The sequence below is a fragment of the Micromonospora sp. C28SCA-DRY-2 genome (genome assembly GCF_030519475.1).
Taxonomy (GTDB): Bacteria; Actinomycetota; Actinomycetes; order Mycobacteriales; family Micromonosporaceae; genus Micromonospora.
On sequence record NZ_JAUMKD010000006.1, the window covers coordinates 31,684 to 44,238 of the forward strand.

The 12,555-nt window shown below is 72.9% G+C and carries 11 protein-coding genes; 6 read left to right on the forward strand and 5 right to left on the reverse strand.

Annotated elements, in window-relative coordinates:
* Window positions 1-58: 58 nt before the first annotated feature.
* The 5 genes from Q3W71_RS23035 (at window position 59) to Q3W71_RS23055 (ending at window position 5,226) form a co-directional block, all read left to right on the forward strand.
* The gene (locus Q3W71_RS23035) at window positions 59-658 is read left to right on the forward strand and encodes a heme-copper oxidase subunit III (RefSeq protein WP_088992680.1); all 600 of its coding nucleotides are present in this window, start codon (window positions 59-61) and stop codon (window positions 656-658) included.
* A 74-nt stretch (window positions 659-732) separates the two neighbouring features.
* Complete coding sequence (locus Q3W71_RS23040; protein ID WP_302921502.1) at window positions 733-1,569, forward strand: cytochrome c; 837 nt, start codon at window positions 733-735, stop codon at window positions 1,567-1,569.
* 67 nt (window positions 1,570-1,636) lie between these two features.
* The gene (locus Q3W71_RS23045; RefSeq protein ID WP_302921503.1) at window positions 1,637-2,725 is read left to right on the forward strand and encodes a ubiquinol-cytochrome c reductase iron-sulfur subunit; all 1,089 of its coding nucleotides are present in this window, start codon (window positions 1,637-1,639) and stop codon (window positions 2,723-2,725) included.
* Complete coding sequence (locus Q3W71_RS23050) at window positions 2,722-4,356, forward strand: cytochrome b N-terminal domain-containing protein (RefSeq protein ID WP_302921504.1); 1,635 nt, start codon at window positions 2,722-2,724, stop codon at window positions 4,354-4,356. The genes Q3W71_RS23045 and Q3W71_RS23050 overlap by 4 nt, the downstream gene beginning before the upstream one ends.
* Window positions 4,357-4,554: 198 nt before the next feature.
* Window positions 4,555-5,226, forward strand: a complete 672-nt coding sequence (locus Q3W71_RS23055) for a DUF4142 domain-containing protein (protein ID WP_302921505.1) — start codon at window positions 4,555-4,557, stop codon at window positions 5,224-5,226.
* 60 nt (window positions 5,227-5,286) lie between these two features.
* On the opposite strand, the gene Q3W71_RS23060 is transcribed toward Q3W71_RS23055, so the two are convergent.
* From Q3W71_RS23060 to Q3W71_RS23080, 5 genes are all read right to left on the reverse strand, one after another.
* Window positions 5,287-5,574, reverse strand: coding sequence for an Lrp/AsnC family transcriptional regulator (locus Q3W71_RS23060; protein WP_088992685.1), 288 nt, complete (start codon window positions 5,572-5,574; stop codon window positions 5,287-5,289).
* A 112-nt stretch (window positions 5,575-5,686) separates the two neighbouring features.
* Entirely contained in the window at window positions 5,687-6,553 is an 867-nt protein-coding gene (locus Q3W71_RS23065) for a sugar phosphate nucleotidyltransferase (protein ID WP_302921506.1), read from the reverse strand.
* Between the two features lie 154 nt (window positions 6,554-6,707).
* On the reverse strand, window positions 6,708-7,250 hold the full coding sequence (locus Q3W71_RS23070) for an NUDIX hydrolase (RefSeq protein ID WP_302921507.1): 543 nt from the start codon (window positions 7,248-7,250) through the stop codon (window positions 6,708-6,710).
* Between the two features lie 53 nt (window positions 7,251-7,303).
* Window positions 7,304-9,097, reverse strand: coding sequence for a bifunctional (p)ppGpp synthetase/guanosine-3',5'-bis(diphosphate) 3'-pyrophosphohydrolase (locus Q3W71_RS23075; RefSeq protein WP_302921780.1), 1,794 nt, complete (start codon window positions 9,095-9,097; stop codon window positions 7,304-7,306).
* Between the two features lie 130 nt (window positions 9,098-9,227).
* A complete protein-coding gene (locus Q3W71_RS23080) occupies window positions 9,228-10,982 on the reverse strand; it encodes a DEDD exonuclease domain-containing protein (protein ID WP_302921509.1) in 1,755 nt (584 codons plus the stop codon).
* Window positions 10,983-11,109: 127 nt separating this feature from the next.
* Here Q3W71_RS23080 and Q3W71_RS23085 point away from each other — a divergent pair, with 127 nt between their 5' ends.
* Complete coding sequence (locus Q3W71_RS23085; RefSeq protein ID WP_302921510.1) at window positions 11,110-12,549, forward strand: NYN domain-containing protein; 1,440 nt, start codon at window positions 11,110-11,112, stop codon at window positions 12,547-12,549.
* The last annotated feature ends 6 nt before the right edge of the window (window positions 12,550-12,555 follow it).

A 12,555-nucleotide genomic window follows, 5' to 3' on the forward strand; every position in this document is an offset into this window, starting at 1 on the left:
GGCCACCGGTTTGGCCCCCCGCTGATCGCCGGCCCCGGTCAAGGGCAATAATGACCGCGTGACTGCGGCCCCAGCCATTGACAAGAGCCGGATCCACTCCCTGACCCGACCCAACATGGTCAGCGTCGGGACGATCGTGTGGCTCTCCAGCGAACTCATGTTCTTCGCGGCGCTGTTCGCGATGTACTTCTCCATCCGCGCGGCGGCGCCGGAGCAGTGGGCGGAGCACACCGAGCACCTCAACATCCCGTACGCGACCACCTTCACGGTGATCCTGGTGTTGTCCTCGGTGACCTGCCAGCTCGGTGTGTTCGCCGCCGAGAAGGGTGACGTCCACGCCCTGCGGCGCTGGTTCACGATCACCTTCGTGATGGGCCTGATCTTCGTGCTCGGCCAGCTCAACGAGTACCGCGAGCTGGTGCACGAGGGCATCAAGATCAACGAAGACGGTTACGGGTCGATGTTCTACCTGACCACCGGCTTCCACGGTCTGCACGTGACCGGCGGTCTGGTCGCCTTCATCATCTTCATGATCCGCACCACCATGGGCCGGTTCACCCCGGCGCAGGCCACGTCCGCGATCGTCGTGTCGTACTACTGGCACTTCGTCGACGTGGTGTGGATCGGCCTCTACGCCATGATCTACTGGCTTCAGTGATCTTGGCGCGTCACGAATCGCGTCGCTGCTCCGTCCCCTGAGACACAAGGTCCAACCGGTTAAGGACACAGGTCATGACTTCTGACAACGACCGCCGACGCGGTCTGCTCGCGCGGCTGCGCGGGCGGCCCGTAGCGCGCAGCAGGGGCCGCCGCCGGCTGGGTGCCGCGGTCCGGCTGCTGGCCGCGCTGATGCTGGCCGGCGGCGCCTACACCGTCTTCGCCCCCGGCGTGCAGGCGCAGGACAATCCGCCGCTGACCGGCGCCGCCGCGGAGGGCAAGGCGCTGTTCGACGTGAGCTGTGTGACCTGCCACGGTCGCAACGCGCAGGGTGTCGAGGGACGCGGGCCGAGCCTGATCGGCGTCGGCGCGGCCTCGGTGGAGTTCCAGGTCGGCACGGGCCGCATGCCGATGGCCCGGCAGGAGGCCCAGGCGCAGCGCAAGCCGGAGCTCTTCACCGACGAGCAGACCCGCCAGCTGGCCCAGTACATCCAGGAGCTCGGCGGCGGGCCGGTCGTGCCCGAGGGCGCCAACCTGCACGAGGACGGGAACATCGCCGCCGGTGGCGAGCTGTTCCGGATCAACTGCTCGCAGTGCCACGCCTTCGGCGGTGGCGGCGGCGCCCTCTCCTCCGGCAAGTACGCGCCGAGCCTGCGGCCGGCCACCGACCGGCAGATCTACGCCGCCATGCTGAGCGGCCCGCAGAACATGCCGGTCTTCGGGGACAACCAGATCACCCCGGAGCAGAAGGCGGACATCATCGCCTACATCCAGCAGACGCTGAAGCACGACCAGGACCCGGGCGGCTTCAACCTCGGCCGGTACGGCCCCTCCACCGAGGGCCTGGCGATCTTCCTGGTGGGCATCGTCGCGCTGGTCTTCACGAGCCTGTGGATTGCGGGCAAGTCGTGACCGGGCGGATCGTTGGTTTCAGTGCTGTGGTGCCGCGGCTCGGCACCGCACGTAGCGAGGTGACGGCATGAGCACGCACACCGAGCACCAGGCCCAGCAGGGCCGGGAACCGCTCGACGTGAACACCCCCGGGCTGACCCGTTTCGACATCGTGCGGGAGGGCGCGCGGCGGGACGACATCGAGATCGTCCACTACGAGCCGCAGGTCGTCCCGGGCAGCAAGGCCGAGCGCCGGCTGACCCGTACCGTCGCGGCGATGTTCCTGCTCACCGGTCTGGCCGCGACCGCGTTCCTGATCATCTACATCTGGTGGCCGTGGGAGTACGCGCCGGGCCGCGGCGGGGACAAGTGGTACACCCCGCTGCTCGGCGTCACCCTGGGCGTGGCCCTGCTCGGCATCGGCTTCGGCATCCTGACCTGGGGCAAGAAGCTGCTGCCCAAGGAGGTCTCGATCCAGGACCGGCACGAGGGCGCGGTGTCCGCGGACGACCGCACCATCACCGGCCAGACCATGCTCTACATGGCCGACGAGCTGGGCGTGAAGCGCCGGCCGCTGCTCGGCATCTCGCTGCTGGCCGGCCTCGCGCCGGTCGGCGCGGTCGTCGCGGCGCCGCTGGTCGGCGGTCTGATCTCCGACCCGCACAAGAACAACCAGATGTTCACCACCGGGTTCGCCCCGGCCGAGGGCGGCCAGAAGATCCGGCTGGTCCGCGAGGACGGCCGGCCGGTCCGCCCGGCGGACATCAGCGCCGGCGGCCAGCTCACCGTGTTCCCCGGCATCGAGCACGGCGTGAGCAACCGGCACGCCGACTCGCCGACCCTGCTGATCCACCTGCGGGACTCGGACGCCCAGGAGTCGCGCCGCAACAACGAGCGCGAGGGCCACGGCGACTACATGTGGGGCAACTACGCCGCGTTCTCCAAGATCTGCACGCACGCCGGTTGCCCGGCGAGCCTGTACGAGCAGCAGACCAACCGTCTGCTCTGCCCGTGCCACCAGTCGCAGTTCCTCATCACCGACAACGCCCGGCCCATCTTCGGTCCGGCCAGCCGGCGGCTGCCGCAGTTGCCGATCGAGGTGGACGCCGAGGGCTACTTCGTGGCGAAGTCCGACTACACCGAGACCGTCGGGCCCGACTTCTGGGAGCGGCCGTGAAGCGCCGAAAGTTTGACATGGCGGCGGTGCCGGGCAAGACCGCCGCGGGACTGGACGACCGGTTCCAGGCGGCCACCCCGCTGCGCCGGTTGCTGAACAAGGTCTTCCCGGACCACTGGTCCTTCCTGCTCGGCGAGATCGCGCTCTTCTCGTTCATCGTCCTGCTGCTCACCGGGGTCTTCCTGACCTTCTTCTTCGAGCCGGCGATGACCGAGGTGGTCTACAACGGCAGCTACGCCCCGCTGCGGGGCACGCCGATGTCGGCCGCGTACGCCTCCAGCCTGGACATCTCGTTCGACGTCCGGGGCGGCCTGATCATGCGGCAGATGCACCACTGGGCGGCGCTGCTGTTCATGGCCGCGATCGTGGTGCACATGCTCCGGGTCTTCTTCACCGGCGCGTTCCGCAAGCCGCGGGAGACGAACTGGATCATCGGCTCGCTGCTGTTCTGGGTCGGCTTCCTGGCCGGCTTCACCGGCTACTCGCTGCCGGACGACGGCCTCTCCGGCACCGGTCTGCGGATCGCCTCGGCGATCATGCTCTCCATCCCGGTGATCGGCTCCTGGGTCACCTCGTCGATCTTCGGCGGGGAGTTCCCCGGCACGATCATCATCAGCCGGTTCTTCATCGCCCACGTGCTGCTCATCCCGGGTCTGCTGGTCGCGCTGATCAGCGTCCACCTGGGTCTGGTGTTCAAGCAGAAGCACACCCAGTGGCCCGGCCCCGGCCGGACCAACGGCAACGTGGTCGGCGAGCGGATGTTCCCGCGCTACGCGCTCAAGCAGGGCGGCTTCTTCATGGTCGTCTTCGGCGTGATCGCGCTGATGGGCGGCCTGTTCCAGATCAACCCGATCTGGCTGTTCGGCCCGTACGAGGCGTGGGTGGTCTCGGCGGCCAGCCAGCCCGACTGGTACGTGATGTTCCTCGACGGCTCGACCCGACTGATGCCGGCGTGGGAGATCCCCATCCCGATCGGCGACGGGTACGTGATCCCGCCGCTGTTCTGGCCGACGGTGGTGCTGCCCGGCATCCTGGTGGCCCTCTCCACGCTCTACCCGTTCCTGGAGGCGCGGCACCTCAAGGACTACCGGAGCCACAACCTGCTCCAGCGGCCCCGTGACGTGCCGGCCCGGACCGCGGTGGGCGCGATGGCGGTGGCCTTCTACGTCGTGCTGACGCTCTCCGGCGCCAACGACGTGATCGCTGACAAGTTCCAGATCAGCCTGAACGCGATGACCTGGGCGGGCCGGATCGGTCTGCTGGTGCTGCCGCCGCTGGCCTACTACGTCACCTACCGGCTCTGCCTCGGTCTGCAGCAGCACGACCGCGAGGTGCTCGCCCACGGTGTCGAGACCGGCATCATCCGGCGACTGCCGGACGGCCGGTTCGTCGAGGTGCACCAGCCGCTCAGCGCGGCCCAGGGGCACGACGGCGAGGCGCACGGCGAGTTGGAGTACGCCGGCTGGGTGGTGCCGAAGAAGATGAACCGGCTCGGCGCGCTCGGCCCGGCCATCCGGGGCTTCTTCTACCCGATCGAGAAGCCGGCCGAGGCGCCGGTGTCGCCGGGTCACCCGCCGGTCGAGGCCCGACCGGAGCGGGAGGAGATCGGCAGCGGCGAGCGTCGCGGCTGACCGCCTGAGACACCCCGACGTGGCGCCCCCGGAGTCCTCCGGTGGGCGCCACGTCCGTTTCCGCCCCGCCTGCCGGGGGAGCGGTCGGACCGTGACGTCCTGAGCGGGTACGACGGCGCCGGTCCCGGCGGGCGGATCGCAGGAATAACCCCGGTCAGTCGGGTATCCGTGCGGTCCAACGTCTCAAGGGGGGGAAGCATGTTGGGTATCAAACGCCTCGGCCTGCTGGCCGCGCTGGTGCTGGTGGGGCTGGCACCCGCCGCGGCGGCCCAGGCGGCGGCGCAGCCGTCGACGCAGGACACCCAGTATCTGCAGGCGATCCACCAGGTCAACCTGTTCGAGATCACCACCGGTGACCTGGCCCAGCAGAAGGGCCAGAACCAGCGGGTGAAGGACCTGGGCGAGATGTTCAAGACGGATCACACCCAGCTGGACCAGACGGTGCAGCAGACCGCGTCCCAGCTCGGTGTGCAACTGCCCGCCGAGCCCACGACCGACCAGCAGGCCGTCATCGACCAGCTGAACAACGCCAGCGGCGAGGAGTTCGACCGGCTCTGGGTGACCAGCCAGCTGGCCGGCCACGTCCAGGCCATCCAGGCCACCCAGACGGAGATCTCGCAGGGCACCGAGCAGTCGGTGGTCCAGCTGGCGCAGACGGCGCTGCCGGCGCTCCAGGCGCACTACGACGAGCTGGTGCAGCTGGCCGAGCAGCTGGGCATCCCGGTGCCGCAGGCCACCGCCACCGGCACGCCGAGCCCGGGCGGCACGCCGGCTCCGGGCGGCACCACCGAGACCCCGGCTCCGGGCGGCACCACCGAGTCGCCGGCCCCGGGTGGCACCACCGAGACGCCGGTTCCGAGCGAGAGCTGACGTCGGACGACGGCCGGCCCATCCCCTCCCGGGGGTGGGCCGGTCGCCGCCTGTCCGGGCTCAGTCGGCGTTGGCCAGGCCGATCGCGAACGCCTCCTCCAGATCGTGCTGGGAGTACGCCCGGAAGGCGATGTGCGACTCGGTGTTGAGCACGCCCGGCACCTTGGAGATGCGCCCGGCGATGACCTGCTCGATCTGGTCGAACTCGCGCACCCGGACCATGGCGATCAGGTCGACGTGGCCGGCCACCGAGTAGACCTCGCTGACGCCGGGCAGGTCGGCCAGGGCCTCGGCCACCTCGGGGATCGAGTCGGTGGCGCAGTCGATCAGCACGATCGCGGTGATCACGGGACATTTCTCCGTTCGTCGACGTCGTCGCTCATGCTAGTGCGGTGGCTCGTGATCGGATGACGGTCCGCCGGTCTGGCCCCGGCGATCCGACCCGCCCCTGGCCGGCAGGTCACCGGCTCGGGGGTGTTGCCGGGACGGTGAGCTCGGGGGTGGCGCGGATGGCGTCGCGGAGTCGTTCGCCGGCCGCCACCCGGGCGTCGGGCCAGACCACGACGCGCTCGACGTCGCCGAGCACGCTCGCCCCGGCGCCGATCACCGACCGGTGGCACCGGCCGGTCACCGTGGCCGTCGGGTCGACCAGGCTGCCGGCTCCGGCGGCGTGCAGGTTGGCCGCGAGGTAGTCCGCCGGGGTGCCGGTGTCGTAGAAGGTGCCGGCGTACGGCACCACGGTCAGCGCCCCGGCCGCCTCCGCCGGCCGCCACACCGCCCGGACCAGGTCGCCGAACTCCGCCGGCAGGTCCCGCACCAGCCGCCACGGCAGCAGCGAGAAACCGGTGAACGCGTGGCCGTCGAAGGTGCCGGGGGCCGCCGGGTCCGCGGCGGGCTGACCGAGCAGGCGTACGCTCTCGCCGTCCCAGCCGTGCAGCAGCGCGGCGACGTCCGGCCCCGGCGCGGCGGCCGGGTCGTGCAGGTAGGCGTCGGCGTTGCCGACCAGCACCCCGCGCCCGGCGATCCAGTCCCGCAGGTTGCCGACGCCGCCGGCGGTGCCCAACGGATCGCCCGGCTCGACCGAGACGTGGGCCCGGTCGCCCACGTGCGCGACCACCTGGTCGCCGAGGTAGCAGGCGTTGACCGCTACCCGGTCCGGCCCGGTCAGGCCGAGCCCGGCCAGCCGGGCCAGCGCGCGGTCGAGCAGCGGTACGTTGCCCACCGGGCAGAGCGCCTTGGGCACCCGCTCGGTCAGCGGCCGCAGCCGGGTGCCCTCGCCGGCGGCGAGCACCACGGCGCAGACGTCGGGCCGGGCCGGCCCGGTCACGCCGGCGCTCCGCGTGGTTCCGTGCCGGCGCGTGCGGTCGCGGCGGCGAGCGTGCTCACGCCGGCACTCCGCGTCGTTGCGCGCCGGAGGCGTGGCGCCCCGGCGTGGGGCCCGACCGACCCGCTCACGCCGGGGTTCCGCCGCGCGCGGTGGTTCACGGTGTGGTGTCCGGGACCGGTGGTGGGAACTGGCCGGCCAGCGGGCCGATGTCGTAGTAGGCGAGCAGGCGCGCCGTCGGCCAGGTCAGCCGGGGCAGGTCGTCCAGCGGGTGCCAGGCCGCCTCGAAGACCTCCGCGCCGTCGACCTTCAGCTCCGTGGTCGACGCCGGCACCTCGGCGGTGAACACCACGTCCACCCAGCCCTTGGCGTGCACCACGGCGTTCGGCACGGCCGGCTGGAGCTGCCGGGGCGAGAGCCGGATCCCGGACTCCTCGAACAGCTCCCGGGCGGCGCCGACCACCGGCGCCTCGCCGCGTTGCAGCAGCCCGGCCGGGAGGGTCCAGCCGTTGCCGGGCGGCTGGCGCAGCAGCAGCAACCGGCCCACCCCCTCGGCCTCGGCGTCGCGGACCAGGGTCACCGCGCCGACGATGTACTTCGGCACGGCCAGCCGGACCAGGCGGCGCCGCAGCGGCAGCGGCAACCGGTAGAAGACCTGGTAGGCGACGGCTCGTCCGGTGGCGCGCGAGCGGGGGATCATGGGTCCAGGCTAGTGGCCACGAGGACGGCTCGCGCTCCCCGGGCCCCGCCCGGTCACTGCCGGTGGTCCACCAGGTCGATGAGCTGGCGTACCACGGCGTCCGGCTCGATCACCCGGTCGAAGACCGCGACCAGCATGGTCTCCAGGTCGGGGTAGCCGAGTTCCTCGGAGAGCCGCAGCAGCGGCAGGTCGCTGGCCAGCCCCCGGTTGTGCTGGCGCAGCGCGAGCCCGATGGTGGCCCGGCCGAGCCGGACCTTGTCGCTGATCGTGATGCCCGGTTCGGAGTGCTCGGCGAACCACCGGTTGATCTGCATCTGCGCGTGCGGCGACTTCACGAACCCGAGCCACTCCCGGCGCGGGCCGCGCGGTGCGGCGTCGCTGCCGGCCCCGCCCTCCGCGTCGGTCTCGGTGAAGATCTCCACCACGTCCCCCTCGGCCAGCTGCGAGGAGAGCGGGGCCAGCCGGCCGTTGATCCGCGCCGCCAGGCAGTGGTCGCCGCGCTCGGCCCCCAGCTCGTAGGCCAGGTCGACCGGGGTGGCGCCGGCCGGCAGCACGACCTGCCGCCCGTCGGCGACCACCTGGATCTGGGTCTCGGCCAGGTCGCAGCGCAGCGACTGGAGGAACTGCGCCGGGTCGGCGGCGTCCTGCTCCCAGTCGAGCACCCGGCGCAGCCAGTCGAGCTGCTCGGCCTTGGCCGCCGCCGCGCCGCCGCCGGAGCGGGGGAAGCGGAAGTCGGCGGCGATGCCGTACTCGGCCTTGCGGTGCATCTCCTCGGTGCGGATCAGCACCTCCACCGTGCGGTTCTCCGGGCCGCAGACGCTGGTGTGCAGCGAGCGGTAGAGGTTGTTCTTCGGCGAGGCGATGAAGTCCTTGAACCGGCCCGGGACGGGCCGCCAGACGCCGTGGATGGCGCCCAGCGCGGCGTAGCAGTCGGTGGCCGGACCGTCCACCACCACCGCGATCCGGGGCAGGTCGTACGGGGTGTCGTGGCCGCCGGCCACGGTGTCCTTCCAGATCGAGTAGAGGTGCCTCGGGCGCGGGGTCACCTCCGCGTCGACCCGGTTGCGGCGCAGCGCCACCCGGGCCCGGGCGACCACCTGCTCGAGGTAGGCGTCCCAGCCGGGGCGCTCCCGCACGTGCCGGGAGATCCGGTCGTGCTCCTCCGGCTTGAGGTGCAGCAGCACCACGTCGTCCAGCTCGCGTTTCAAGGTCTGGATGCCGAGCCGGTCGCAGAGCGGAACGAGCACCTCCTGGGTGGCCCGGGCGATCCGCTCCCGGGAGGCGGCCGAGCGTACGCCCAGGGTGCGCATGTTGTGCAGGCGGTCGGCCAGCTTGATGATCAGCACCCGGACGTCCTTGCCAGCCGCGATGATCATCTTGCGGATTGTCTCGGCCTCGGCCGCCTTGCCGTAGAACGCCTTGTCGAACTTGGTCACCCCGTCGACCAGGTGGGCCACCTCCCGGCCGAAGTCCTCGGCGAGCGCCTGGAGGGTGTAGCGGGTGTCCTCCACGGTGTCGTGCAGCAGGGCCGCGACCAGGGTGATGGTGTCCATGCCGAGCTCGGCGCAGATCTGCGCGACCGCGAGCGGGTGGGTGATGTAGGGCTCGCCGCTCTTGCGGAACTGGCCGCGGTGCATGTTCTCGGCGATGGTGTAGGCCCGGCGCAGCACGGCGGGGTCGGTGCCGGCGTGGATGGCCCGGTGGGCGCGGATCAGGCGGCCGACCGGATCGGACTCGGTGGTGGGCCAGGTCAGCAGCGACCGCAGCCGTCGGGCCAGGGGCAGCTCGCCCGGCTGGGTCGGAAGCGCGCCCCCCAGGGCGGCGCCGTGTCCGGCGTCGACGTCCACGAGGGACACCTCCTCACCCCGGCTCCACGGCCGCCGCGGTTGCGGCAACCGGGAGCAGGCCCACGAAACGGGCAGGACTGCACTTCTCTAACAGCCTAAGTGAGTCGACGTAGTCCGATCGGTCACTTGCTCATGAGCGTTCGGTCGAGAGTTGGTGCGACGCCGCGCTCTCGGCCTTGCTCAGCAGGTCGCGGAAGCGGGCCGCGCCGGCCACCGGGGAGGCCCATCCGGAGGACATCTCGACCAGCCGGGTCTCCGGTCGCTCCAACCAGGACAGGATCCGCTCGGTCTCCTCGGCCGAGGCGTTCGGGACCGGGCCGTGACCGGGGGACACCGTCTCGGCGGTGGCCCGGATCGCGGCCAGCGTCGGTCGTGGATGGACACCGGGCGGGGAGACCCCGGCGCCGGCCAGCCGCCCGTGCCGGACCAGGGCCAGCTCCCAGCCGCCCCGGGCGGCGGGCCGGGCGGCGGCCAGCTCGGCGATCCGGGTCAGCGCCACCAGCCGCTGCATCCGCACCGTCGCCCGCAGCACCGCGGCGAGGCGGGCGCGTACCACGGCCGCCTCCTCGTAGCGCTGGGCCCCGGCGAGCACCTCGATGCGGGCTAGCAGCGCGTCCACCACCGGCTGCGGGTCGCTGGCGGTCGCGGTGCGGAACGGCGCCACCGCGCGGGCGTCGTACTCCTCCGGGGTGATCCGGTGCTCGCAGGGCGCCGGGCAACGACCCAGCTCGGCCAGCGCGCAGGCCGGCGTGACGGTGCGCAGCGAGAGCCGGTGGGTGCACTGGCGCAGCGGCACGGCGTCGTGGAAGCCCGCGGCGGCCAGCTCCGCGGAGCGGCGGGAGTTGAACGGGCCGAGGTAGGCGTCGTCGGTGGGGGAGATGCCGCGCACCACGGACAGCCGGGGGTACGGCCCGTCGGTCAGCTTGAGCCAGACCGCCCGCTCCGGGAACTTCGACCGGCGGTTGTACGGCGGCGCGTGCGCGCCGATCAGCCGCAGCTCGCGGACCTCGGCCTCCAGCGAGTGGGCGCACTCGACCGCCTCCACCCGTTCGGCTGCGGCGAGCATCTCGGAGATCCGGGCCCGCTTCTCGGCGGCGGTGAAGTAGCTGCGCACCCGGGTGGCGATGTCGCCGGAGGTGCCGACGTAGAGCGGCCGGTCGTCGGCGGCCCGGAAGATGTAGACGCCGGGCGCCTTGGGCAGCCCCTCGGCCAGGTGCCGCTTGCGCCGCTGGGTCGGGGTGACCGCGCGGGAGAACTCGATGGCGTCGCCGATGGTCTCGACCCGGTGCCCGCCGAGCCGGGCGATCAGCCCGTGCAGCACGTCGACGGTGGCCTTGGCGTCGTCGAGCGCCCGGTGCGTGGGTTGGGTGGCGGTGCGGAAGTAGGCGGCGAGGGTGCCGAGCTTGCGGTTGGGCACCTCGTCGCGGGTCAGCACCCGCCGGGCCAGCGCGGCGGTGTCCAGCACCCGGGGGTTCGGCCAGCGGTAGCCGTGCTTCGCGCAGGCGGCCTTGAGGAACCCGACGTCGTAGGGGGCGTTGTGGGCCACCAGGACGGCGTCGGAGATGAACTCCAGGAAGCTCGGCAGCACCTGCTCGATCGGCGGGGCCGGCAGCAGCATCGCCTGGGTGATGCCGGTCAGCACGGTGATGAACGGCGGGATCGGCTCGCCCGGGTTGACCAGGGTGGCCAGCACGCCCAACTGTTCGCCGCCGCGCACCTTGACCGCGCCGATCTCGGTGATCCCGCCGCCGTCCGGCGCGCCACCGGTGGTCTCCAGGTCGACCACCACGAACGTCGTCGCGTAGAGCGGCAACGCCGGATCGACAGTGCCGGCGGCCGGGTCGAGCCCGGCCAGCGCCTCCTGGACGTACTCCTGCTGTGCCATCGGCGGCACCGTAGCGCCCCGGTCCGACACTCCCGTCCCGGCAGCCCCATGGGCCACCCGGGGTTTAGGATGAGAGATCGGCTCACTCACCCGGCGGTGGGCCCGGTCGCGGTGGGAGACTTGCCACATGCCCCTCACCGAGCCGTACGACGACAACCTCCCCCAGGAGGAGCCCGTCGTCGCTGCCCACGGTGCCGGTGCGGGGACCGACCCGGACGACCCGGCGGAGCCCGACACGCCGTCGCCCGAGCCCGAGCCCGAGCCCGAGCCGACCCTGCCCGAGCCGGTCCGCCAGCGGATCGTCGCGCTCACCGCCGCGGTGCTGCCCGGCCTGCCCGGCGACGAGGTGCCGGTGCCGCTGCGCCGGGTGGCGAAGTTCGCGCCCAACCGGCGGGCCCGCCTGGGCGCCCCGGCCATCGCCGCGCAGCTCGCCGCCGACCCGCTGTTCCGGCAGCGGGTCACCGCCCGGGTCCTCGCCGACGCCGGCGACCTGGGCGCGGCAGTGGTCGAGGGGACCGCCCCGGCGGCCGCCGACCCGGTCGAGGTGGCCGCGCTGGCCTACCTGGCCCGCCCCCGCGGCTGGCGGGACCTGATCGAGGCCAGCGGCGCGGCGGTCCGCGCCGAGGCCGACAGCGCGGTGGTCGCCGAGCTGGTCCGCGAGGCCGAGCAGCGGGCCACCCGGGCCGAGCACGACCGGGCGGTGGCCCGGGTCGAGGCGGAGAAGCTCCGCGACGAGCTGGCCCGGGTCCGCGAGGAACTCGGCCAGCTCCGCGAGGAGAACCGGCAGCTGAGCCGGTCGCTGCGGGAGACCCAGGCCCGGGAGCGCAAGGCCGGCGAGATGCTGGCCACCGAGCGCGGCCGGGCGGCCCGGGCGGCGGCCGACGCCGACGCGGAGCTGCGTCGGGCGCGGGCCCGGCTGGCCGAGGCGGAGGCGGCGGCCGGGGTGGCCCGGGCCAGCGCCAAGGAGGCCCGCTCGGTCGACGACGCCCGGCTGTGGCTGCTGCTGGAGACGATCGGCCAGGCGGCCGTCGGGCTGCGCCGGGAACTGGCGCTGGACCCGGTGGACAAGCTCCCCGCCGACTTCGTCGCCGACGCCTTCGCCGAGCAGCCGGCCGGCCCGGCGGCTGGGGCGGCCGCCCGGGCCCGGGACACCGACGATCCGGCCCGGCTGGACCAGCTCCTCGCCCTGCCCCGGGCGCACCTGGTGGTCGACGGCTACAACGTGACGAAGCGGGGCTTCGGCGAGATGTCGCTGGAGCAGCAGCGCAAGCGGTTGATCAGCGGGCTGGGCGGGATCGCCGCGCAGACCGGCGACGAGGTCACCGTGGTCTTCGACGGGGCGGAACGGGTGCACGGCCTGCCGCCGGCGCCGCGCGGCGTGCGGGTGCTCTTCTCCCGCAAGGGGGAGACCGCCGACGAGCTGATCCGCCGCCTGGTGCGGGCCGAGCCGCCGGGCCGCCCGGTGGTGGTGGTCTCCTCCGACCGCGAGGTGGCCGACGGGGTACGCCGGCACGGCGCGTACCCGCTCGGGGCCGACTCGCTGCTGCGCCGGCTCGCCCGGTCCTGATCCGGG